Here is a 22,197-nt window from a genome sequence, read left to right on the forward strand (position 1 = left end):
GATGGGTTCATTCTCTGCATCCGACCTGGCACACATTGAGTCGCAGCTGGAGGCAACGGACCAGTTGCTTGACCGCAACTACCCCGGCGACGACGGCTCACGCCAGCCCATCCACACCGTCTACATCCCCGCCGACCGCTTCACGCCCACCTTCGTGGCAGATTGGGGCGCCCAGGCACTCGCGACGGCGGAAGCCCACGGTGGCCTCGAAAAGCTCGGTCAGCTGTTGGGCCAGGAACCGCACCTGGCTGCCGCTGTTGCCGAGCGCGTCGCCGCGAAGCTCGCTTCCGAGCCGATCGAGGACCTCCGTCTGGACTTCGAGGACGGCTACGGCGACCGCGGCGATGAGGCAGAAGACGCCGACGCCGTTGCTGCCGCCAACGCAGTTGCCGCAGCAGTTGCCGCCGGAACGGCCCCGCCGTTCATCGGCATCCGCTTCAAGTGCTTCGAAGCACCGACGCGTGCCCGCGGCCTGAAGACCCTGGACCTGTTCGTCTCCACCCTGGCCCAGGCCGGGGAACTCCCTGCCGGGCTGATCCTCACCCTGCCCAAGGTCACCACGGTGGCACAGGTGCAGGCCATGGACTTCGCAGTGTCGCGGTTGGAAGAAGTGCACGGACTCCCCGCAGGCCGGCTCCGCTTCGAGGTGCAGGTGGAAACGCCGCAGCTCATCATCGGTGCCGACGGGACCTCCCCGGTAGCCCAGCTCCCCCACGTTGTTCCGGGCCGTATCAGCGCCCTGCACTACGGGACTTACGACTACAGCGCCTCGCTGGGTATCTCCGCCGAATACCAGTCCATGGAGCACCCCGTGGCCGACTTCGCCAAGGAAGTCATGCAGCTCGCTGTTGCCGGCACGGGAATCCGTCTCTCCGACGGTTCCACCAACATCATCCCCGTCGGTGACGCCGTGGAAGATGCCTGGAAGCTGCACGGCCGGCTGGTCCGCCGTTCCCTGGAGAACGGCTACTACCAAGGCTGGGATCTCCACGCCGCCCAGCTGCCCAGCCGCTTCTCGGCGTCGTATGCGTTCTACCGCGAAGGCCTTCCCGCCGCGGCACTGCGCCTGCGCAACTACGTGGAACGCACCGAAGGCGGCGTCATGGACGAGCCGGCCACGGCCCGTGCCCTCGCAGGCTTCGTCCTCCGCGGCGTCCAGTGCGGCGCAGTGGGGACCGACGAGGTCAAGGCGCTTGCCGGCGTCGAACTTTCACAGCTGACCGCGCTTGCGCACCCGCGGCTCGCACAACCGACTTCCCACTGATAGGAGCTTCCCGCATGGGCAACTACTACTACCCGCAGGGCGGACTGCCGCCCCAGACACATCTGACCACGGAACGGGCGATCGTCACCGAGGCTTACACGGTGATCCCCAAGGGCGTGATGACGGACATCGTCACCAGCAACCTCCCGGGCTTCTCCAACACGCGTTCCTGGATCATCGCGCGGCCGATTTCCGGCTTCGCCACCACGTTCTCCCAGCTGATCGTCGAGATCGCACCGGGCGGCGGGGCACCCAAGGCAGAGTTCGAGGCCGGCGTTGAAGGCGTCATCTTCGTGACCAAGGGCCAGGTCAACCTGACGCTCGACGGCGAACTGCACCACCTCGAGGAGGGCGGCTACGCCTACCTTGCCGCCGGCGCGGAGTGGGGCCTGGAAAACGTCTCGGACGACATCGTCTCCTTCCACTGGATCCGCAAAGCCTACGAGCGACTTGAAGGCTTCGAGGCCAAGTCCTTCGTCACCAACGAGAAGGACGTGGAGCCCACCTCCATGCCGGACACCAACGACGTCTGGAAGACCACTCGCTTCACGGACTCCAGCGACCTCGCCCACGATATGCAGGTCAACATCGTGACCTTCCAGCCCGGCGGCGTGATCCCATTCCCGGAAACCCACGTCATGGAGCACGGCTTGTACGTGCTGGAAGGCAAGGCCATGTACTTGCTCAACAACGACTGGGTTGAGGTGGAAGCTGGCGACTTCATGTGGCTGCGCGCGTTCTGCCCGCAGGCTTGCTACGCCGGTGGACCGGGCGAGTTCCGCTACCTGCTGTACAAGGACATGAACCGCCAGGTGAGGCTCACCTAGTCTTCTGCTTGCGCCGAGATCGCCGAAAAGCTGCCAGTTCGCTGGAGCTCTCCGGCGATTTCGCGTTTCTGCGGCGTTTTCGCGTTCCCGCGGCGAAGTCAGCGGCGAACTTGGCGGCGGCCGATGGCTAGCCCGGCGCAGAACGCGAGGACCAGCAGGCCGGCCCCCGTTACAGCCAGTCCCAGCTGGCTTCCGCGGCTGACAAAGCTCCCCCCGCTCGGTTGGAAGACGTTGTCGCTCAGCGGCGCGTAGGCGAACCAACCAATCGGTTCGTTGGTTCCGTTCCACGCCACGATCAGCCCCACGATCACGGCAACCAGGCCCAGCAAGGGCACGACGACGACCGCCAGTTTCCGGGCGGGCTGCGGTGAGTGGTGTTCCCCAGGCGTGTTGTTGTCCCCCATGCGGCCGAGTCTAGCCTGCGCCGACCCCTGCGATCCTGTACGACTCCTGCAGCAGTTCGTCGAGCTCGTCCACGTCGATCCCCTCCAGTCGGATCAGGAGCAGCTTCGGGGACTGGTCGTGATGAGGTGTCCAGAAATAGGTGTCCGGTTCCATGGCTGCGAGCGCTTCACGTTCATCGGTCTTGACCGTGACAACCCCGTCTTCCCAGATACGTGCCATGAGCGTCTTGGCGAACCAGGCGGGTTGACCCCAGCTCAAGCGTTCGCTGACACCCGGCATCTCCAGGCAGATCCTCCTGACGTCCTCTTCGGTGGCCATGGTTTCACTGTGGCATTGGCGCTCCTCCAAGGACAAGACATCCCGGGCAACCCGTAGCTAGGCAGGCCGGCTGCGTAGCCCCGGCGTCGAGCGTCTATTTGCCCATCCCGAGCGTGAGTCCCTCGGTGAGCCGCCGGCCCAGCCACACGTAGATGACCAGCATGGGCAGCACCACCATCACCAAGCCTGCGAACAGTCCACCCCAGTCAGCGCCGGAGTAGGTCTGCTGTTGGACGAACGAAATCAGCGCTACCGGGAGCGTGTACTTCTCAGTGGATTGCAGCAGGGTCAAGGCCAGAAGGGTCTCGTTCCAGTGCGAGATGACCTGGAGGATGAAGGCAGTGAGGATGCCTCCCTTGGCCAAAGGCAGGGTGATGCGCCAGAAGGTTCCGAAGGCCGTGGTCCCGTCGAGGGCTGCGGCTTCCTCCATTTCCAGGGGGAGGGAACGGAAGAAGGCGGTCAGCAGGAAGACCGTGAACGGCATGGAAACCCCGATGTAGACGAGGTTCAATCCGATGATGCTGTCCGTGAGGTACACCTTGTTCAGCATCACGAACAGCGGAATCAGGATGACCTGCGCCGGAATTCCGAGGCCCAGGATGAAGTACAGGCTCAGGCCGCGGGTGAGCCTGTTGTCCACCCGGCTCAGGTAGTAAGCGCACGGCGCGGCGATGGCGACGGTAAGGACCGACGACACCACTGTGGTCAGCAGGCTGTTCCACGTGGCCACCGCGAAGTCTCCCACGGTCCAGGCCCGAACGAAGTTGCCGAAGTCCAGGGAGGTCGGCACGCCCCAGGGGTCGTCCAGAATGGCCCGCGTATCCCTGAAGGCCTGCGCCACCATCCACACCAGCGCCGCGATGCTGATCGCGACCACCAGCCACAGCAACCCCACACCGATGCCCCGGACTACGCTGCGTTCACCGCGCAGGGCGGGACTTACACCGCGGCGTCCCCGCCTGCGGGCGGTCAAGGGAGCCAGCAGTTTGTATTCGCTCATGTCATTTCCTTTAGAACTCGACGGCGTCGCGACGCATGGCGCGGCGCAGCAGGACAACCAGGACGGAGATCAGGGCCAGCGACAACACAGCGGACGCCGTTGCGGCTCCATAGGCGGGCGTGGACTGTCCGGAGAAGGCGTTGACGTAGGTGTAGACGGCTGCCGTCCAGCTTTGGGTGGGAGGCACCCCTGCCCCGGAGCTACCGCCGAATACCCACACGATCTCGAAGATCTTCACCGACGAGATGGTCCACAGCACGGCACAGGTACCGAAGACATCCCAGGTCAGCGGGAGGATGACGTACCGCAGCCGCTGGAACGCGGAGGCTCCTGCCAGGGCACAGTCCTCGTAGTAGTAGGGCGGGATGCGGTCGACGCCGGCCATCAGGATGGTGGTGAAGTAACCGGTGGTTGTGCAGACCAGGGTGACCATGATGAGCAGGAAGATGTTGTCCTGTGCCAGCCACTTTGGCGGATCCGTCACCCCAAGGGGTGCCAAGAGGCTGTTGACCATTCCGCCGGGGTTGAAGATGAAGCCGGCCAGGACACCGAACACGAGCGCGTTGATGAGGTGGGGGAAGAAGATGACGTTACGAACCACCTTCTTTCCTGCCATGTCCCGGAGGACGAGCGTCATGGCGAAAGCGAGAATGAAGATTGCGGCTCCCACCACGAACAGCAGCAGCAGGGTGTTGCCGAACGATGACAGGAACAGCGGGTCCCGGAAGATCCGGCCGTAGTTGTCCAGGCCCACGAATTTCATGGGTCCGGAGCCAGCCCATTTGTGGAGGCTGATCCACACTGCACCAAGGGCGGGAACGATGAACAGGACCGTGTACAGGACGAACGCCGGACCGACGAAGGGAACCAGCAGCTTCTTGCGCTGCACATCGATGGAGCTTCCAGGTTGGCGGCCCTGAGCTGAGGCCTTCCTGGTCACCGGTTTCCGGGACTCGGGATTCTGCAGTGCCGCTTTACCGGCGCGGGGTTCTTTCAGGCCGATGGACATCAGCCGTTGTCCTTCCAGTACTGGATCTGGGCTTCCTTCATCTTGGCCACGAACTCTGCGGCTGTGGTCTTTCCAAGGAACAGTTCATCGTCCCTGGGGAAGAAGACTTTCTCTGTGTAGCCGGGGAACGTCACGCCGTCGTTCTGCAGGTGCGTGGCCGGAGCGGCGTCGATGGCGGCTTTGACGCTTGCGACGGCGGGATCCACCGGTGCGTCCTGCCTCACCGGCAGCACCTTGGCGTCCGTTCCGAGGGCGTCCTGGTACTTGGCGCCCAGCAGGTACGCCGCAAGCCGCTGGGCAGGAACCTGGTTCTTGGATTTTGCCGGAACAGCGAAGCCGATGAAGTCCACGCGGGCGCTGGCCGGCTTGTCGCCGATGGCCGGGAACTGGAACGAGGAGTATTCGAAGCCCGGGGCGGCGTATGAACCGGTTTCTGTGGGCGTCCACGAGCCGTTGAGGATCAGGGCAGCGTCGCCGTTTGCCCAGAGCTGCTGTTGGGCGGGGAACTTGCTGGCGTTGTAGCCACTGTTGAGGTATCCGCCCTTGACCAGGGTTTCCACCTTTTGTGCTGCTTCAAGGACGGCAGGGTCATCCCATCCTGCGCCTGATTTGTCTTCTGCGAGGGCTTTGAAGCTGCCTGCGCCTTTGAGCCGGAGCAGCGAGGTAACGAACCAGGTGGAGTTATAGCCTGCGATATCACCGTCGGCGGCAATGGGGGCTGTTCCGCCGGCCTTCAGCTTGTCCAGGACTGCAATGAATTCATCCCAGGTGGCCGGCGGCTTTGCTTTGAGCTCCGGGTGCTTGGCGGCATCGAACCAGATGCCGTCCGAGCTGATGCTGTAGGGCACCATCCAAGGCTGTCCGTCCTCTCCCTTGAAGACGCCGTTGCTGGTGAACTTCTCCGGAATCACTGAACTGACGGTCTTCCCGTCCAGCTCGTACGCGTAGACGGACGTCAGGGGGCTTGCCTGCCCGGTTTCGCCGATCACCGGAGCGAGCTTGGCGAGCGTTCCGTCCACCAGGTCCGGGACGTTGTTGGTGTTCAGCGCAGGGACGAGCTTTTCGGTGTTGCTGCGTCCCTGCCATTGGACGCTGACTTTGGCGCCGGTTTCTTTTTCGAAGTCCGCGATGGCAGTGGCGATGACCTTTTGCTGAGGTTCGCCGTCCTTCCACATCGACCAATAGTTGATGGTCTGGCCGGAAATGGACCCGGAAATATCCACGGCTTCGGCGGCCGGGGAGGCATCGGTGGCTCCGCCGCAGGCAGTGGTGGACAAGGCAAGCGCTGCACCCAACAGGGCGGCCAGCGGGCGAAGATGACGGGCTGTTTTGCCCATGGGAATCACCTTTCGAGTGAGGGGGAACCAGCCGGATGCGGTTCAGTGAGACGACTCTCACAGCCCCCGAAAGCAGGATTCAATGAGTATTTTGGAAAGTTTCTCCACCTGCCTGGCAGCCCGTGGGCGGTGGGACCCAATTAGGCATTTATTCCTCTTTTCCGGCTGCCCAACAATCGAGGAGACCTGCGCGGCGTTCCGATCGAACGAGCCCGCGCTCCGGCTCCGAGCTAAAGAGGGAAATTGATACGACTTGGAATCATTGGCGCGGGCGCCGTGGCACATTTCCATGCAGCATCCGCAGCGCGGATCAGCAACGTGGAGTTGGCCGCCGTCTGCGACCTGCGGCCTGAAGCCGCAGAGAGGGTCGCATCGCCATGGGGGGCTTCCGTCTTTGGGGACTACCTGGCCATGTACCGTGAGGCCGGCTTGAACGCCGTCATCATCAATACCCCGCACGCCCTGCACCTGGAGATGGTGCTGGCCGCAGCCGACCACGGATTGCACGTGCTGGTGGAAAAGCCCATGGCCACCACCGTGGCCGACTGCGATCGCATGATTCAAGCGTGCCGGAAGGCCGGGGTGTCCTTGGTCATCGGGCAAATCCAGCACTTCCTCCCGGAGAAGCTGGCAGCCGAGGACGTGCTGGCGAGCGGCGAGCTCGGCCGGGTCCTGATGATCCGCGACTACCGGACCACCGATTACCGTCCGGGAACGCGGCCGGATTGGTTCTTCAGCGAGGCCATGGCAGGCGGGGGTGCACTGATGAACATCGGCGGCCATTGCCTTGACCGGTCCATCTGGTTCGGTGGCGCACCCGTTGAATCCGTGAGTGCCTCTACCCTCAAGCGCTTCGGCGTTCCCGTGGAAACCGACGGTGCCATTGCGTTGACCCTCAGGAACGGGGTGCATGTCAGCATCTCCGTGGTGTCCGACGCTGCCCAACGCCTGGACGAGATCCTCATCGTGGGTGAGTTCGGCACCCTGTCCTGCAGCCCGCACCATGGAACCTTGGTCCGGCGCGACGGCGTGACACGCACGGTATGGGAACCGCGGCCCGAGGACATCCAGGAGGGTTTCTTCCTGCAATTGCAGGATTTCATCACAGTGCTCGACGGCGGTGTCCCCAAAGTCAGTGTTGAGCACGCCCGCCACATCGTGGAGGTAGTCCTGGCCTCCTACGAGGCTGCCGGAAGCGGCCAGGCCGTGGTTCTCCTGGACAGTACCCAGGAGCTCAGTACCCAGGAGCTCAGTGCCGGACTCGCCCTCACGGACGCCGGTTAGGAAGACCCTCCGGCTGCGTCCGTGCCATCCCAGTTGGGTGGGGTGAAAGCCCCCAGGGGATCACCCAGCACGGACGCAGTCTGGCCCGCCCCCGCCACGGGAAGCCAACTCCCGTCGAGGTCAGGGACGGCGTGCAGCTGGAACCATTCCTGAAGCCGGGAACGCATGGCGGACACCCGTGCAGCGTGCGCCGGCTCGTTCACAAGGTTGACTCGCTCGTCCGGGTCGGCCAGGAGATCGTAGAGTTCATGCGGACCGTGCGGATAGCGGTGCACGTACTTCCAGTCGGTGCTGCGGATCATCCGGACGGGACCGTATTCGTCAAAGACCACGACGGCGCGGTCCCCGGCCGCCGGTGGCAGCCCGCCTAAAAGCTCCGCGAAAGACTGTCCCGGCCCGTCTTCGAAGGGGCAGTGGTTTACCCCCGCCAGCTCCAGGATGGTGGCCGCCACGTCGTAGGCGGACAACAGTTCCGTCACTACCGCGCCCTGCCGGATCCTGCCCGGGAGCGCGAAGATCGCCGGCACTTTGACGGAGGAATCGTAAACGTTCTGCGGAAACGTCCCGTTGCCCTTCCCCCAAATGCCGTGGTGGCCGCAATTGAAACCGTTGTCGCTGCTGAAGACCACCAAGGTGTTGTCTTGGATGCCGAGTTCCTCCAGCCGGCTGAGGACCGTCCCGATCCCGGCGTCCATGGCACTGACGGCGGCAAAGTACCCCACCAGCGCAGCGTGGACGTCCGCCTCGCCGCCTATCGGCACCCCGTCCACGGTGGGAGTCCACGGGTGCATGGCTTCCTGCGGGCAGCTGGAAAACCCACAGTCGCTGTAGAGATCCTCAAATTCCGGCGGATGTTGCCCCTTCCACGGCTTGTGGGGAGCTGTGTAGTTGAGGGCCAGGAAGAAGGGTTCGGGCTCTTGCGAGGCATCGTTGATGAAGTCCAGGGCATCGCCGGTGATCGCGTCCGTCAAGTACTCGGTGACCGTTTCCCGGTGGCTGGTGCCGCCGTCGAACCTGTACATCACCGAGCTGTCATACGGGCTGCCGCCGCCTTCCAGGGCGAACCAGTGGCTGAAGCCCTTCCGGGGAGCATCGTTGGCGCCAAGGTGCCATTTGCCGGACAGGCCCAGGCGGTAGCCGGCATCGGCGAGGTCATCCGTGAACAACCGCTGCCCCTGCAGGTAGTCGATGGCCTGGGGTCCGGTTTCGACGCCCGCCAGGTAATCGTGGACGCCGTGGCGCGACGGGATGTCCCCGGTCATCAGGCTGGCGCGCGCCGGGGAGCAGACCGGTGAGGCGCAGAAGAAGTTCTCCAGCCGCGTGCCGCGGGCAGCGAGGCCGTCCAGATTTGGCGTGTGGATTTCGGGGTTTCCGGCGCAACCCAGCGCCCAAGCGCCTTGGTCGTCGCTGAGGATGAAAAGGATGTTCGGCTTCTTGTTGGACACCCTCCCATTGCTACTGAGCCTCAAGGCAAGGAATCAATGAGCATTCCCGGTTGGCGTGAAAATACTCCCGGGATCTGACAATTACTCCTCAAATACTCTCTAAATCGTGGTGCATGATGAGAGAAATCGTCTGTCCACAGCTGGAGATGGATCATGCCAAAGAGGAAACAGGAACCGGACTCCGGTGGCGCACCCCTTCGCGACACTGCAAAGGCCAACTTGAAGTTCCAGGACTTGAGCGACGACCTCCGCAGGGACATCCTCGCCGGGACGTGGGCCGTGGGGACCAAGCTCCCCACCGAGCAACAACTCGCGGCAGAGACCGGCCTTTCCCTGACCACGGTGCGGAGGGCCTTCGAGGACCTTGTAGGCAAAGGGCTGGTGGTCAGGCGGCAGGGCGCCGGCAGCTTCGTCGCTGCACCCCAGCGCACGCAGAAACGCTCGAGGTTCGTCATCGGCGTCCTGCTCCCGGACACGCAGCTGTACTACCCGCGCGTCCTCCAGGGGATCGAGGAACACCTCTCGGCTCGGGGCGCGAGCCTGCAACTGTCCACGTACCACTACGACTTCACGCGCGAGAACGCCGGCATCCAGTTCCTTCTGGATGCCGGAGTGGACGGCCTCATCCTGGTGCCGACGCTGACCGGCTTGGCCGATCCCCAGCAGCGCGTCGCCGAGCTCATGGCCCTTCCAGTGCCGGTTGTCCTCCTGGAGCGGAGCCTGGACGATCTGGGGCCCGGCGACCGCACGGAACACGTCTGCTCGGATCACCAAGGCGGAGCGTACGACGCCGTCATGCACCTCCACCGCTTGGGTCACCGAAAGATCGGGCTGCTCACCCGGGCAAACGAGGCCGCTCGCAGCAGCAATCCCACGCAGGCTGCGGTCATCGCAGGGTATACGGCTGCCATCACGGCGTTGGGGTTGGAGACCGACGGGCACATGGCGTTCAGCGCAACCAAGCCGGAGTGGGAAGCCGACCAGGCCGAGCACATGTTCGGGCTGCTGGCTGGCAGTGGTGCCACGGCGGCGTTGGTCTTCGGAGACCGGGAAGCCGCTCTGCTGGAAGGCGCCGCGTCCAGGCACGGGGTTCGGGTTCCCGAGGACCTCGCCCTCGTCTCCTATGACGACGAAATGGCTGACCTCGCCCGGATACCGCTCACGGCGGTTTCGCCCGCCAAGCACAGGCTGGGCGTCATGGCCGCCGATGTCCTGCTGCGTCGGCTCACCGAGGGCGACGCGTGTCCGCTCTACCAGATCCGGTTGCGGCCACGCATTGTTGTCCGTGACTCCTGCGGGGCGAAGCGTTGTGAGGCCCGCTCTGCGGTCTCCGGGGGCTAAATGGCGCGCAGAGCGGGCCCCACAACGAGGCTCTAGCGGCGGAGCTTGATGAGCTTTGTCTGGCCGCTGAGCCCAGTGGTGTCAAGCGTCAGGGTGCTCCGCCCGTCGGCGTCCGTCCCCAGGGTGCCCGCGCCCTCCAGGACGCTGGACCACGTACCCTCCGGCAAGGTCAGCGTGAGGCCGGCGGCCTTCTGCGTCGGCTCGCTGACGGCCAGGCTCAGCTCATTCCCATGCCTGGAGAACACCACGCACGCAGGACCCGATGCGCCAAGATCCCCCGCCATTCCGGGCTTCCAGAACGTTGCGGCCGTGGTCTTCGCGGTCTTGAACTCCACGGACTGGGCCGTAGCATCGTTGCGGATCACGCTGTACTTGTTTCCCTGCAACAGCTTCCGGGTCAGGTCCACCGATGCTCCCGGCGCCACCATGTACGCATAACTGCCGGCGACAGGCCGGACCCCGTGGTCCACGTAGAGGGTGGCGAAATTGCGCTGCTGCACCGTGGCGCTGCCGTTGATGTTGACCCCGGACCAGCTGCCGGACCGGGTTTCCCGCAGCACGTGGAGCGGGGAATCATCGAGCATCGCGTACCCGCCGAATCCCTCCAGGTGCACCCAGCGCCCATCGCCCAGCACCTCAACGTTGCCTGCCGTTCCAGCGATGGTGCCCGCCGCCGTCGTGAGTGTGTTGCTGCCTTGGTGGAGGTTGCGGTGGTCGACGATGGTTTCCACCCTGGCGCCCGAAGCAGTGCTGATGTCCGCGCCGAGGCAAACGGTGACGTCGCCGCTGACAAACCAGGACTTCCGCGCGGTAAGGCCCGTGCGGCCCGGCCCCACCAGATGCTGTCCGACGGCGGCAACCTCGCCCAGCGTTGTGGCCCCGCTCCACTCATTCGCGGGGACGGCAGCGCCCCACTCCCCCTCCACCTTGTCCGGCAAGGGGGTTGTGTCCACTGTGGTGCCGGGGAGACGGTTGTAGTTGGCCGTGGCCCAGAAAGCGTCGTCGTACTGGCCGAGGTCGGACGTGTAGAAGTAGGTCATGCCGGAGCCGGTGTGATAGCCGCGGTTGTTCTCGCCGTTGCCGCATTCGTACCAGGCAATGCGGTTGCTGGACAGGGCGAGCGACAATGCCCAGCCGGGTCCGCGGTGCATGGTGCGGTCCATCGCGGGGAAGAGCTTGTGGCCGGTAGCTTCTGCCACGGGGGCAACACGAGTAGCTTGGAGCTCCTTGACCAGTGCCGTCCTGGGCACGCTCGCACTGTTGAGGATCGGTCGATAGGTATTGCGCGCAATCCAGCCAGCGCACAAACCCCGCCATCGGGCCGCCGTCGCTGGATCCATGGCCCGTGCCAGGAGCAGGATGGCCTCGATCGCCGACGCCCCCAGGTCATAGCCGGTGTTGGCCTCACGGCTGATGCTCCTGCCGCGGACGGCATCGGCCATGGCCCCGTTGATCATGACGGGCGCAAACGAGCCCTCCACGGCGTCGAAGAAGATGCTGCGCGTTGGGTCGGAAACCTCGAACGCCGTACCTCCCAGCAAGGAGAACAATTTGGACAGCCCGGTGAGCAGGACAACACCGTAGGAACCGGTGTACGGAGTAGTGCTGTGTTGGATGAACGAGCCGTCGCGGAAAATGCCGTCTCCGCTGGTGACGTACTGCCACACCTGGCTGAGTCCGGCCACAGCATGGTTGAGTCTGGCCGGGTCCTCTCCTGCCAGGGAACGGATGATGATGCCCTGGCACAGGTCCACGCGGTTGGCACCAACTGAGGTGATCTTGCCGCGCTTGGGCGGGAACTGCAGCCACGGGTCGGGCACGAAATGGTCGATGGCCGCGCAGTAGGCAGTGCGTTCCGCGGCCGACAATTCGGCATGCAGGAGCACCATGGCGTCGGCGAGTGCCCGGGGTACGCCGATCTCCCAGGACCACCAGTTTCCTACCTCTTCCTTTCTGTCGTTGTAGCAAAGGGTGTTGGCATCAGCCAGGCCGGCCTTGATGGCGGCAAGGACCGCGGCGTCCCCGAACACGGCCGCTGTCGGGGTGGCCCAGGCCGTGGCCAGTTGGGACAGGCGGGTGTAGGTGGTGACCATTTCTGCGTCCTTGGCCAAGGACAGGTCCGTGAACACCGAGGTTCGACCCGACGACGTGTTGAGCTTGGCCAGAGAGTCTGCGGCTTTGTTGTTCAGTGCGGTGATGGCTTTGGCGAAGTCGGGGTCGCCGGCCTGGATGACGTTGCGGCCCGTGATCTGGTCCACCGAACGGTTTCGCAGCGCTGCGAACTCCGCGGCGCCCGGTTCTGCCTCGGCCCAGGCGTTCTGCGCGAACATCGAGCTGACCACTGCCGCCAGGGAAAGTGCGCCGGCACCCTGGAGCAGGGTCCTGCGGGGGAATTGAAGTGACAAGGAGTTGCTCCTAACACTCGTGGCGGGACGGGGTCCGGCGTCCTTCGCCGGGTCCGCCACTGGCTTGGGTTGAAGTCAACGCGATGCCGAAGAGAGGAATAAAGCAGTACCTGGTCACGTCCACGTCGCCGGAAACGTGCGGGACCGCCGTCGAGACCTCCCGGGCCCCGGCTGCGGCGAACAGTTGGGCTTTCTGCACTGCTTTGCCTACGGAGCGTCGCTTAGGAGACTGTACGGGCGGCTGATTCCCGGTACGACTAACGTGGCACCAGGTGTTGGGAGATTTCGGCGGCAGAATCCCGCAGTTCGATGGTGCCGCTGGCGACACCGACGACAAGCTTGAAGCCCTTATCTGTGGTGAAGTCATGCTGATATCCGTTGACCCAAAGCAGCAGCACCATGAGTGTCCATGCGGTTCGCTTGTTGCCATCAATGAGTGGGTAGAACCGGGCGACGGACTCCAACAGCGCAGCCGCCTTCAGTGCAAGGTCGGGATAGGCATCTGTGCCCAAGACGCTTGTAGCCGGCCTGGCCAAAGCCGAGGCGAGCAGGCCGACATCGCGGATATGGAAGCCGTACCGATCAACGACTTGAAGGGCATCCTCGATGTCCAGGTATGCTGTCACGCGTCTTCAAGGCGCGTCAGGAGCTCAGCATCATGACTCATGACGAAATCAAGGCCCTCGCTGATTTCGCGTCGGCGCGCATGGCGCTGCAGAACCAGCTCTGCCCCCTGTAGCAGGAGCGCGGACTTGGATGTGTGTTCCTCGGCGGCCAACTTCTCCAGCCGTCGATCCAGGTCTTCAGGTACGCGCAGGTTCATGGCCATGCATCAATGGTACCAGAATGGTACTGATGAAGAGAGCTTCGTCCCGACTGTCGCGGAGTGCCCCGGGTTCGCGGCGATCTCGCTGCAGCACCCCTTCGGTAGAGTGCTCACCATGGATGACAAAGCAACGTTGCTCAACTATCTCCGTACCCGCCGGCAGGACCTGCTGGACAAACTGGACGGCCTCGGCGAATACGATGTCCGCAGGCCCATGACCCCCACCGGAACCAACCTGCTGGGCCTTGTGAAACACGTTGCCGGTGTGGAGCTGGGATACTTCGGCGAAACGTTCGGGCGACCGAACGGACGGGAACTCCCCTGGTACGAGGCCACCGCCGAACCCGACGCCGACATGTGGGTGCCTGCCACCCAGAGCCGCGAAGAGATCATCGAGTTGCACCACTTCTCCGCCAAGCACAGCGACGAAACCATCGAGTCCCTCCCCTTGGACGCGCCGGGCGTAGTGCCGTGGTGGTCCGAAGAGAAAAAGAACGTCACCCTGCACCAGATCCTGGTCCACATGTGCGTCGAAACGGCCCGCCACGCAGGCCATGCGGACATCATCCGGGAACTTATCGACGGCCAAGCCGGCCAGCGCGCGAATGATCCCAACATCCCTCAACGGACCGCAGAAGAACTGGCCGCACACCGCCGGCGCATAGAACAGGCAGCGTTGGAAGCCGACGGGCGCTGACTTTCACAGCCACGGGGAGACCTTCACAGCCGTCGCATATGCGAGGCAAACCTCAGGCGTAGCCTGCCTCCGTAGAAATGAGGCATGACTCCTCCACAGACCGAAAACCGCAAAGGCCGCCGGACACGGCGAGCGATCGTCTCCGCCGTCCTGGCGGTCACTCTCTCTGCCGGGGGTGCAACAGCCTGGGCCCTGGACCGCTTCGTCATTCCGCACGCCGAAATCACCAACGTCTCGGAATACGAAGCCAGCCAGGCCGGCACCACCGAAACCACGACGACGGACAGCAGCGCCGCTGATTCCTCCGCGAGCGCCGTGGTCACTGATACTGGCTACACCTCGGGTGACACCGGTATCAGCATCAGCAAGGTAACTACCGGCAGCGGCGACAGCACCGTCACGTACTACGTTGCCGACGTCGTGCTTGATGCGGCCACCACGCTGAAGTCGGCATTCGCGGAGGACACGTACGGCGGCAACATCACTGAAAACACCTCCGCGATCGCCCAGGACCACAACGCGATCTTCGCCATCAACGGCGACTACTACGGTTTCCGGGACACCGGCATCGTGATCCGCAACGGTGTGGTGTATCGGGATGAGGGCGCACGGCAGGGCCTGGCCTTCTACAAGGACGGCACCGTCAAGGTGTACGACGAGACCACCACCACCGCTGACCAACTCATCGCGGATGGCGTTTGGAACACCCTCTCGTTTGGCCCGTCGCTGCTGGACAACGGCGAGATTGCCTCGGGCATCGAGGACGTGGAAGTTGATACCAATTTCGGCAACCACTCCATCCAAGGCGAACAGCCGCGCACGGCGGTGGGCGTCATCGACCAGAACCATCTGGTGTTCGTGGTGGTGGACGGGCGCAGCCCCGGCTACTCCGCCGGCGTCACCATGACGGGCCTGGCGCAGATCATGAAGGACCTCGGCGCCACCACCGCGTACAACATCGACGGCGGCGGCTCCTCCACCATGTACTTCAACGGATCCCTGGTGAACAACCCGCTCGGCGAGAACAAAGAGCGCGGCACCTCGGACATCCTCTACATCGCCCGGTCATGATCATCCTGATACCGGCCTACGAGCCGGACCACCAGCTCATCACCCTTGTCCGAAACCTCCAGGAAGCAGAGCCGTGGATCAGCATCGTGGTGGTGGACGACGGTTCCGGCCCCGAGTACAAGGACACGTTCGACGCCGCCGCCCAGCTTGGGTGCCATGTGCTTGGTTACGCCGTGAACGGCGGGAAAGGTCACGCCCTCAAGAGCGGCTTCGCCTTCATCGCTGAGCGTTTTCCGGGACATGACGTGGTGTGCGCCGACAGCGATGGGCAGCATGGCGTGGCGGATATCCTGGCCGTCGCCGACCGGGTCCGGCACGTCACGGCGGCCATGGTCCTGGGCTCCCGGAACTTCACCGGGAATGTCCCAGCCCGGAGCCGGTTCGGCAACACCGTGACCCGCGGCCTGTTCAGGCTAGCGACGGGCCAGCGGATCACGGACACCCAGACGGGCCTGCGGGGCTACAAAGCGGACATGCTCCCTTGGTTGCTGACGGTCCGCGGACAGCGGTACGAGTACGAACTGAACCTGCTGCTCGAAGCGAAGCATGCGGGCTACGGCATCAGCAGCGTGGGGATCGCCACCGTGTATCTGAACGGCAACGCAGGCTCGCACTTCCGGCCTGTCGCGGACTCGATCAGGATCTACGCCCCCCTGCTGAAGTTCCTGGGCTCGTCCCTGTCCGCTTTCGTGGTGGACATGGTGATGTTCCTGGTGCTCATCGGTGTCACGGACTCCCTGCTCATTGCCGTGCTGGGTGCCCGGCTGGTCAGCGCCACAGTGAACTTCCTGGTCAATCGGCGCCTGGTGTTCGAGCACGGCAAAGACCGGCCACTGCGGGTGGCCGCGGCCGGCTATGTGGCCCTGGTGCTGGTGTTGCTGGCGGCCAACTACGCCTCGATCCTGGCGCTGACGTCCGTTTCCGTTCCGGACCTACCCGCAAAGATCCTCACGGAGGCCGCGCTGCTGGGCATCAGTTTCGTAGTGCAGCACCGTTTCCTGTTCACCCGCAAAGGCCGTGCCGCGGAGAAGGAAACGCATACCCCACCCTTGGTCCCGGCACAGTTCCAGCACAGCGTGGCCCTGAAAAGTGGACATCAATTCCCCCAGAGATTCCGGAGTAACCGATGAACACCCTCATCCTCATAGCGGCAGACCTCGCTGCCATTTCCATCCTCACGCTGGCCCTGTACCTCCGCCGCCACAGGCGCCGTGACCTGGTGGTGTCCTACCTCGGCATGAACGTGGGAGTCCTCGCAGTCGCCACCGCACTGTCCGGTTCTGCTGCCGGCGTTGGTTTGGGCCTGGGGCTGTTCGGTGTGCTTTCGATCATCCGGCTCCGCTCCACCGAACTTGCCCAGCACGAGGTTGCCTACTACTTCTCGGCACTGGCGCTGGGCCTGATCTCGGGCATCGGCGTCGAGCCTCTGTGGTTGACGTTGTCCCTCATGTCGTTGGTCCTGCTGGTGATGTTCATTGGTGACAACCCGAAGGTCCTGCCCTCCTACCGCCACCAGACGGTGGTGCTGGACCGGGCCATCAACGACGAAGCCGAACTCTACGTCCGGCTGGAGGAAGTCCTCAACGGTACCGTCCACTCGGCCACCATCCAGGAGCTGGACCTTGTGAATGACAAGACGATCGTGGATGTCCGCTACGCGGTCCGCCCCGCCCGGCTCACCGTCAACCATCCAGCGGGCGCGCTGACAGAGGCGCCGCAGGAACTGCCTGCCCAGCCGTCGCCCCAGCCGTCCATGCCCACCTCTGCGGGTGTCGCATGAGCTGGCCCGAAGCTCCAGGGGTCATGCCCCACCTGGGCCGGCTTCCCGCCGTCGGGCTTGAAGAACTCACTGCTGAAGCCGCGCTGCTGACCCGTGTTGACCGCAAGTACCTGGTTCCCTCGGCAGCAGCCCGACGCGTCCTCTCCACTTTCACCACCCACGCCCGTGTCCTGGAAATGGTCGGGGCCCGGACCTTCGCCTACGACTCCGTGTACTTCGACACCCCGGCACTGGACAGCTACATGCTGGCAGCCCACGGGCGGCGCCGGCGCTTCAAGATCCGCACCCGGACCTACGTGGACAGCGCCGTCAGCTTCCTTGAAGTCAAGACCGAAGGAGCACGTGAAGCCACCGTCAAGGAACGCATCCCGTACGAACTTTGCGACCGCGACCGGCTGACCGACGAAGGCCTTCTCTATGTAAACGAGACCCTTTCCGCGGCCATCGGGGACGTCACGTTCGGCCCCTTGTCCCCCGTCCTGTCCACGCAGTACAACCGCACCACGCTGTTCCTGCCTGAGTCGAGAAGCCGCGCCACCATCGATTCCGACGTCACCTGGCAGCGGCCGGACGGGCAGCCCTGGGTCCTGGACGACGCGGTGGTGGTGGAGACCAAGTCCGGCTCCGCCCCGGGCCCCTTGGACCGGCACCTCTGGGCCAACGGCGTCCGGCCGTGCCGCATCTCCAAGTTCGCCACCGGCATGGCCGCACTCCACCCGGAACTGCCCGCAAACCGGTGGAATCAAACCCTTCGGCGCAGGATGCCGCTGCGCCCCCTCAACCAACTCCCCCAAAGCTAAGGAATCAACCATGCGCTCCTTCCGCACCTCCCTGTCCGTTGCCGCCGTCGCGCTGGCGATCTCCCTGGCCGGCTGCTCCGCCCCAACCACCGGTTCCACCTCCTCAGGCGCCTCCGGCACGGCCACGACGACCACCACCCAGCAGGCAGTCACCGCCGCCACCATCGAAGAAGACACCCACTACGACGGCGACGACCTCAGCTGGGACGCCTCAACGGAAGTGGCCATCAGCCTGGCCGACGGCGGCAGCAAAGTGACGTCGTCGTCCTCCACCGGCGTGGCGGTGGACGGCAATACCGTCACCATCAGTGCCGCCGGAACCTACCGCCTCAGCGGCTCGCTGACTGACGGAAAGATCATGGTGGCCGCGGGCGATTCAGACACAGTGAGGATCATCCTGGACGGGGTGCAGCTTGGTAACTCCAGCGGTTCCCCGTTCGTGGTGCAAAGTGCCGATGAAGCGATCCTGTACCTGGAGGACGGCAGCACCAACACCGTAACGGATGCCGCAAGCTACGCGGACCAAGGCTCCGACGCACCCAACGCAGCCCTCTTCTCCATGGCGGACCTGACCATTGCCGGGCCCGGTTCCTTGAACGTCACCGGAAAGTACAACGACGGCATCGTCTCCAAGGACGGCCTGGTCCTGGCATCGGGCAAAGTCACCGTCGAGGCAGCAGACGACGGCATCCGGGGGAAGGACTACACCGTGCTCCTGGACGGCGCCTACCAGGTGACCGCGGGCGGCGACGGGGTGAAGGCCGACAACGGGACGGACGAGGGGCGGGGCTGGCTGCTGGTCAGCGGTGGTTCCCTCTCCGTGACCGCGGGAGATGACGGCATGAAGGCTTTCAACACCCTGACTGTTTCCGGCGGCACAGTGAACGTAACCAAGTCCGAAGAAGGGCTGGAGGCGCAGCACATCGCCATCTCCGGCGGGGACGTGACAGTCACTTCCAACGATGACGGCGTGAACGCCTCGGGCGGAGCCTCCTCCAGCACTGCCGACGGCGGCGGGATGGGTGGCGGGATGGGCGGCGGCATGGGTGGGGGCATGGGTGGCGGCGAGACCGTCGGCGATTACAGCGTTGACGTCTCCGGCGGGACACTGACCATCAATGCGCAGGGTGACGGTTTGGACTCGAACGGAAACGCCAGCATTTCCGGCGGGACCGTCGTGGTCAACGGGCCCACCAACGACGGCAACGGAGCACTTGATGTCAACGGCGAGCTTGCCGTTTCCGGAGGCACCGTGGCTGCTGCGGGAAGCGCCGGGATGGCCGTAACCCCCGGGACCTCCTCCTCACAGTCCGGCGTGCAGATCACGTTCAGCTCCTCCGTACCTGCGGGCACCCCGGTTCATATCGTCGACTCGTCGGGAGCCGTGGTGGCGACGTTCGTGACCACCAAGACCATTGCGTCCCTGGTGTTCTCCTCGGCCGCCATTACCGACGGTGCCACGTACACGGTGTACACGGGCGGCACCGCCGATGCCACAGCCGGCCTCACGACGGGATCCAGCGACGGCGCCAAGCAACAGGGCACCGTGACGGCAGGCCAGTACACACAGGCCCAGGGTCCCGGCGGCGGTGGTGGCGGACGCCGCTGAGCTTCGTGGCAGGTGCAATTCTGCTGGATCATTCGTCCTCGCCCCGACGCTGTCCCCGGTAATCCGGGGATCTTCAGAGGGAACAAGCGAATGATCCAGCAGAAAACGGGACGTACTGAGTCGGGCTGCTGGTCCGCGATGGCATACAACGCTGTGATCGGTCCTCGGATCAGGACAGCCCCTTGGTGAGCCTGAGTAGCGTCAGAAGTGAGCCTTACTGCTCTCTTTCGACCGCTGAAGGTCCCTAAATCAACCCTTTTTGGATGAATTTGATGTGCGGGTCATCCAACGGGGGTCAATGGTCCACCACATCAAAGCCCGCGCTGAGGATCCGGTCACATTCTGTTTACAGGCAGCTATGGCCTTCTGGTATCCCAAAGTGTAATCTCCATCACATTCCTTCATGCGATATTCGCATTCCGTATGACGGAACCCCTTCAGAGCTCAGTAAGGAGCGCACTGTGGAAAAAGACCTTGCCCAGGAGACTGCAACACCGCGGACCGGATCCCTGGCACAACAAATCGAAGGCGCGCATCAGCGGATCGGGGTGACCGGCGCGCACCGCCAGATCGTCTTCATGATCCTGCTGGGTGTCTTCTTCGACGCCCTTGAACAAAATGCCGTAGGCATCACCGGCCCCATCCTTCGCCAGTCCTGGGGATTGGGCGCCACCGAAATCGGCTTGCTGAACACAATGACGTTTACGGCAACCGCACTCGGACGGCTGGCGACGGGCCTGATCGTCGACAAATACGGCCGGCGCCACATGCTGGTTATCAACCTCATCATCTTCGCCGGAGGCTCGTTGCTCTGCGCTGTGGCCCCCAACTATCCCATCCTGGCGGTCGGACGCTTCATCGTCGGCTTCGGATTGGGCGGCGAAATCGCGGTAGCCGTGATCATGATGGCGGAGTTCTTCGCTGCCAAACACCGTGGCACGGCGGTTGGCCTGATCAACGTCACCGCTGCAGGCTTAGGCAACATGCTGGCACCGGCCTTCGGCATCCTCGTCTTCACCCTCTTCGACGGCCCGGACAAGTGGCGCTGGGTGTTCGGCCTTCTGTTCATCCCCGCACTGCTGGTGATGTTCTTCCGTCGCTACGTTCCGGAAACGCCCCGCTTCCTGGCCTCGCAAGGAAAGATCGACGAAGCGAACCTGGTCATCACCCGGCTGGCACGCAACAAGCTCTCCGGCCCCGTCACCGATCCCGAAACCTATATCACCGCAGTCCCCGACCCCGTGGTGGTGAAGACGTCCGGCCATTGGAAGGACGCACTCCGCGGCAAGCTCCTCAAGCGTACGGTCCTGCTGTGCGTCGCCGTCTGCATGTCCTACGCCGCCCAGATCTCCATGCTGACGCTCATGCCAACCATCCTGGTATCCCGGGGTTACGCCGTGAACACCAGCCTGTGGTTCACGCTGATCATGCAATCAGGTTCCTTGCTGGGCGCCTGCACTGCCGCATACCTCGCCAGCCGGCTGCCCCGAAAAAAGGTCCTGACATCGGCTGCGATCCTGGGCTGCCTGTCCGGGCTGTCCATGGCTTTCCTGGCCAGCGACATCGTGCTCATTGTGATCTTCGGGGTGCTCTTCAACTTCTCCGTGATCATCCTGAACACCACTATTTGGCTGTTCGCTCCGGAGCTCTACCCCACCCGCACCCGCGGGTTCGGAACGTCCATCATCCTGGCCGCGGGTTCCCTTTCCGGCGGCTTGTTCCCGCTCATTTCAGGGGCTGTCTTCGATTCGGCCGGACTGCCGGGGATGTTCACCACACTGGCAGTGTTGTTCATTGTCCTGGCCGTCGTGGTCCAGTTCCCACCGGAAACCTTCGGCAAGCCCTTGGAAGAAGACGCCGAACCGAACGAGGACGAGGAGCCTGCCATCTATGGGCACTGACAGTCACGCACCGAGGGACAAAACAGTCCTGCTGATCAATCCGAACACCAACAGCAACACCACCGCCATGATGGTGGACCTCGCCGCGGAGACTCTCGCGTCACACGGCCTCCGGGTCACTGGAATCACCGCAGCCGCCGGCCCCTCCATGATCGTGGACCCGGAGAGTCTGGCCGAGTCCGCGGAACACGTCAGGGAAGCAGCCCACGGCTACCTTTCAGGACCCGACGGCGGCAGGGTCGCCGCAGTGATCGTGGCGGCAATCGGCGATCCCGGGCGTGAGCAACTGGACCGGGAGCTGGAGATTCCCGTGGTCGGGATCGGGCAGGGTTCCCTCCATGCCGCCGCCCACCACCCCGACGGGCACCTTCGCCGTTTCGCCATGGCAACGAGCACCCCGTTGCTGGTGGAGGCACTGGGCAAACTGGTGGCAGCCCACGGGTTCCAAGAGTCCTTTGCCGGTGTTCGCTTGACGGAGTCCGAGCCCCTGGTCCTGGCGGCCGACCCCGAAAGGCAGTACCGGGAACTGGCCCATGCTGTGTCTGCGGCATCGGAGATGGATGGTGCGGACGCAGTGATCATCGCCGGTGGCCCGCTCAGTGCCACCGCCCGGCGACTTGCCGAGTCCACCTCCGTCGCCATCATCCAACCGGTTCCCAGCGCCTGCCGGCTGTTGCTCACCTTGCTGGCGAAGGACAGCTGACCACACGCCAGTCGCAACCCGACGGCGGTCCGCAAGGGCCGCCGTCGGGCCTCACTGCACGAGGCGCGTCCCTGCCGCTAGCCTCACCCGCAAACTTGATGCGAACTTGAGCCAATCGAAAAGGTTCCTTGATGTAGCGGCGCCACGCTGGAATCAGCCGGAATACCAATACAAA

22 protein-coding genes are annotated in these 22,197 nt (G+C 64.1%); 12 read left to right on the forward strand and 10 right to left on the reverse strand.

The features are described from left to right. Window position 1 precedes the first annotated feature (1 nt). Together PV760_RS06915 and PV760_RS06920 are read left to right on the forward strand one after the other, a co-directional pair. On the forward strand, window positions 2–1,264 hold the full coding sequence (locus tag PV760_RS06915; RefSeq protein WP_018778849.1) for a DUF6986 family protein: 1,263 nt from the start codon (window positions 2–4) through the stop codon (window positions 1,262–1,264). A 14-nt stretch (window positions 1,265–1,278) separates the two neighbouring features. Next, window positions 1,279–2,091 (forward strand): bifunctional allantoicase/(S)-ureidoglycine aminohydrolase, encoded by an 813-nt coding sequence (locus tag PV760_RS06920; RefSeq protein WP_354627407.1) that lies wholly within the window; start codon window positions 1,279–1,281, stop codon window positions 2,089–2,091. 98 nt (window positions 2,092–2,189) lie between these two features. Here the strand turns inward: PV760_RS06920 and PV760_RS06925 are convergent, their stop codons facing one another. From PV760_RS06925 to PV760_RS06945, 5 genes are all read right to left on the reverse strand, one after another. Continuing rightward, a complete protein-coding gene (locus PV760_RS06925; protein ID WP_354627408.1) occupies window positions 2,190–2,495 on the reverse strand; it encodes a hypothetical protein in 306 nt (101 codons plus the stop codon). A 10-nt stretch (window positions 2,496–2,505) separates the two neighbouring features. Further along, window positions 2,506–2,814, reverse strand: coding sequence for an MmcQ/YjbR family DNA-binding protein (locus PV760_RS06930; RefSeq protein ID WP_354627409.1), 309 nt, complete (start codon window positions 2,812–2,814; stop codon window positions 2,506–2,508). A gap of 94 nt (window positions 2,815–2,908) precedes the next feature. Further along, the gene (locus tag PV760_RS06935; protein ID WP_354627410.1) at window positions 2,909–3,814 is read right to left on the reverse strand and encodes a carbohydrate ABC transporter permease; all 906 of its coding nucleotides are present in this window, start codon (window positions 3,812–3,814) and stop codon (window positions 2,909–2,911) included. 10 nt (window positions 3,815–3,824) lie between these two features. Then, window positions 3,825–4,823 carry a carbohydrate ABC transporter permease gene (locus PV760_RS06940; RefSeq protein ID WP_354627411.1) on the reverse strand — a complete coding sequence of 333 codons (999 nt, stop codon included), beginning with the start codon at window positions 4,821–4,823 and terminating at the stop codon, window positions 3,825–3,827. After that, complete coding sequence (locus PV760_RS06945) at window positions 4,823–6,160, reverse strand: sugar ABC transporter substrate-binding protein (protein WP_064722781.1); 1,338 nt, start codon at window positions 6,158–6,160, stop codon at window positions 4,823–4,825. Before PV760_RS06945 ends, PV760_RS06940 begins: the two co-directional genes overlap by 1 nt. 243 nt (window positions 6,161–6,403) lie before the next feature. Between PV760_RS06945 and PV760_RS06950 the strand changes: the two genes are divergently transcribed. Next, window positions 6,404–7,444 (forward strand): Gfo/Idh/MocA family protein, encoded by a 1,041-nt coding sequence (locus tag PV760_RS06950; RefSeq protein ID WP_354627412.1) that lies wholly within the window; start codon window positions 6,404–6,406, stop codon window positions 7,442–7,444. Here PV760_RS06950 and PV760_RS06955 read toward each other — a convergent pair. Further along, complete coding sequence (locus PV760_RS06955) at window positions 7,441–8,889, reverse strand: sulfatase family protein (protein ID WP_354627413.1); 1,449 nt, start codon at window positions 8,887–8,889, stop codon at window positions 7,441–7,443. The genes PV760_RS06950 and PV760_RS06955 overlap by 4 nt on opposite strands. Before the next feature lie 153 nt (window positions 8,890–9,042). On the opposite strand from PV760_RS06955, the gene PV760_RS06960 reads away from it, so the two are divergent. Beyond that, window positions 9,043–10,230, forward strand: coding sequence for a GntR family transcriptional regulator (locus PV760_RS06960; protein WP_189076632.1), 1,188 nt, complete (start codon window positions 9,043–9,045; stop codon window positions 10,228–10,230). 32 nt (window positions 10,231–10,262) lie between these two features. Here the strand turns inward: PV760_RS06960 and PV760_RS06965 are convergent, their stop codons facing one another. Genes PV760_RS06965 through PV760_RS06980 form a run of 4 tightly spaced genes read right to left on the reverse strand, consistent with a single transcriptional unit; the run spans window position 10,263 to window position 13,464 of the window. After that, complete coding sequence (locus tag PV760_RS06965; protein WP_354627414.1) at window positions 10,263–12,635, reverse strand: polysaccharide lyase 8 family protein; 2,373 nt, start codon at window positions 12,633–12,635, stop codon at window positions 10,263–10,265. A gap of 10 nt (window positions 12,636–12,645) precedes the next feature. Further along, window positions 12,646–12,834 carry a hypothetical protein gene (locus PV760_RS06970; RefSeq protein ID WP_144027665.1) on the reverse strand — a complete coding sequence of 63 codons (189 nt, stop codon included), beginning with the start codon at window positions 12,832–12,834 and terminating at the stop codon, window positions 12,646–12,648. Window positions 12,835–12,892: 58 nt separating this feature from the next. Further along, window positions 12,893–13,261, reverse strand: coding sequence for a type II toxin-antitoxin system death-on-curing family toxin (locus tag PV760_RS06975; protein WP_354627416.1), 369 nt, complete (start codon window positions 13,259–13,261; stop codon window positions 12,893–12,895). Next, complete coding sequence (locus tag PV760_RS06980) at window positions 13,258–13,464, reverse strand: ribbon-helix-helix protein, CopG family (RefSeq protein WP_223941739.1); 207 nt, start codon at window positions 13,462–13,464, stop codon at window positions 13,258–13,260. Before PV760_RS06980 ends, PV760_RS06975 begins: the two co-directional genes overlap by 4 nt. A gap of 112 nt (window positions 13,465–13,576) precedes the next feature. Here PV760_RS06980 and PV760_RS06985 point away from each other — a divergent pair, with 112 nt between their 5' ends. From PV760_RS06985 to PV760_RS07020, 8 genes are all read left to right on the forward strand, one after another. Then, complete coding sequence (locus tag PV760_RS06985; RefSeq protein ID WP_039242981.1) at window positions 13,577–14,158, forward strand: DinB family protein; 582 nt, start codon at window positions 13,577–13,579, stop codon at window positions 14,156–14,158. An 84-nt stretch (window positions 14,159–14,242) separates the two neighbouring features. Next, entirely contained in the window at window positions 14,243–15,229 is a 987-nt protein-coding gene (locus PV760_RS06990) for a phosphodiester glycosidase family protein (protein ID WP_079582069.1), read from the forward strand. Continuing rightward, window positions 15,226–16,359, forward strand: coding sequence for a GtrA family protein (locus PV760_RS06995; protein WP_354627418.1), 1,134 nt, complete (start codon window positions 15,226–15,228; stop codon window positions 16,357–16,359). Before PV760_RS06990 ends, PV760_RS06995 begins: the two co-directional genes overlap by 4 nt. After that, window positions 16,356–17,009, forward strand: a complete 654-nt coding sequence (locus PV760_RS07000) for a DUF4956 domain-containing protein (protein ID WP_055972406.1) — start codon at window positions 16,356–16,358, stop codon at window positions 17,007–17,009. The genes PV760_RS06995 and PV760_RS07000 overlap by 4 nt, the downstream gene beginning before the upstream one ends. Beyond that, entirely contained in the window at window positions 17,006–17,809 is an 804-nt protein-coding gene (locus PV760_RS07005; RefSeq protein WP_354627419.1) for a polyphosphate polymerase domain-containing protein, read from the forward strand. The genes PV760_RS07000 and PV760_RS07005 overlap by 4 nt, the downstream gene beginning before the upstream one ends. Window positions 17,810–17,819: 10 nt before the next feature. After that, on the forward strand, window positions 17,820–19,418 hold the full coding sequence (locus tag PV760_RS07010) for a carbohydrate-binding domain-containing protein (RefSeq protein WP_354627420.1): 1,599 nt from the start codon (window positions 17,820–17,822) through the stop codon (window positions 19,416–19,418). A 461-nt stretch (window positions 19,419–19,879) separates the two neighbouring features. Beyond that, a complete protein-coding gene (locus PV760_RS07015) occupies window positions 19,880–21,319 on the forward strand; it encodes an MFS transporter (protein ID WP_354627421.1) in 1,440 nt (479 codons plus the stop codon). Beyond that, the gene (locus PV760_RS07020) at window positions 21,309–22,022 is read left to right on the forward strand and encodes an aspartate/glutamate racemase family protein (RefSeq protein ID WP_039242893.1); all 714 of its coding nucleotides are present in this window, start codon (window positions 21,309–21,311) and stop codon (window positions 22,020–22,022) included. The genes PV760_RS07015 and PV760_RS07020 overlap by 11 nt, the downstream gene beginning before the upstream one ends. Window positions 22,023–22,197: the final 175 nt, after the last annotated feature.

This window comes from Paenarthrobacter sp. CC6 (genome assembly GCF_040560085.1).
Classification (GTDB): Bacteria; Actinomycetota; Actinomycetes; order Actinomycetales; family Micrococcaceae; genus Arthrobacter; species Arthrobacter nicotinovorans.

Coding starts and splice junctions, on each gene's coding strand:
- PV760_RS06960 (WP_189076632.1), top strand. CDS start 9,043: ATGCCAAAGAGGAAACAGGAACCGGACTCCGGTGGCGCACCCCTTCGC.
- PV760_RS06990 (WP_079582069.1), top strand. CDS start 14,243: ATGACTCCTCCACAGACCGAAAACCGCAAAGGCCGCCGGACACGGCGA.
- PV760_RS06985 (WP_039242981.1), top strand. CDS start 13,577: ATGGATGACAAAGCAACGTTGCTCAACTATCTCCGTACCCGCCGGCAG.
- PV760_RS06915 (WP_018778849.1), top strand. CDS start 2: ATGGGTTCATTCTCTGCATCCGACCTGGCACACATTGAGTCGCAGCTG.
- PV760_RS06945 (WP_064722781.1), bottom strand. CDS start 6,160: ATGGGCAAAACAGCCCGTCATCTTCGCCCGCTGGCCGCCCTGTTGGGT.
- PV760_RS06940 (WP_354627411.1), bottom strand. CDS start 4,823: ATGTCCATCGGCCTGAAAGAACCCCGCGCCGGTAAAGCGGCACTGCAG.
- PV760_RS06925 (WP_354627408.1), bottom strand. CDS start 2,495: ATGGGGGACAACAACACGCCTGGGGAACACCACTCACCGCAGCCCGCC.
- PV760_RS07010 (WP_354627420.1), top strand. CDS start 17,820: ATGCGCTCCTTCCGCACCTCCCTGTCCGTTGCCGCCGTCGCGCTGGCG.
- PV760_RS06930 (WP_354627409.1), bottom strand. CDS start 2,814: ATGGCCACCGAAGAGGACGTCAGGAGGATCTGCCTGGAGATGCCGGGT.
- PV760_RS07000 (WP_055972406.1), top strand. CDS start 16,356: ATGAACACCCTCATCCTCATAGCGGCAGACCTCGCTGCCATTTCCATC.
- PV760_RS06935 (WP_354627410.1), bottom strand. CDS start 3,814: ATGAGCGAATACAAACTGCTGGCTCCCTTGACCGCCCGCAGGCGGGGA.
- PV760_RS07005 (WP_354627419.1), top strand. CDS start 17,006: ATGAGCTGGCCCGAAGCTCCAGGGGTCATGCCCCACCTGGGCCGGCTT.
- PV760_RS06980 (WP_223941739.1), bottom strand. CDS start 13,464: ATGGCCATGAACCTGCGCGTACCTGAAGACCTGGATCGACGGCTGGAG.
- PV760_RS07020 (WP_039242893.1), top strand. CDS start 21,309: ATGGGCACTGACAGTCACGCACCGAGGGACAAAACAGTCCTGCTGATC.
- PV760_RS06920 (WP_354627407.1), top strand. CDS start 1,279: ATGGGCAACTACTACTACCCGCAGGGCGGACTGCCGCCCCAGACACAT.
- PV760_RS06995 (WP_354627418.1), top strand. CDS start 15,226: ATGATCATCCTGATACCGGCCTACGAGCCGGACCACCAGCTCATCACC.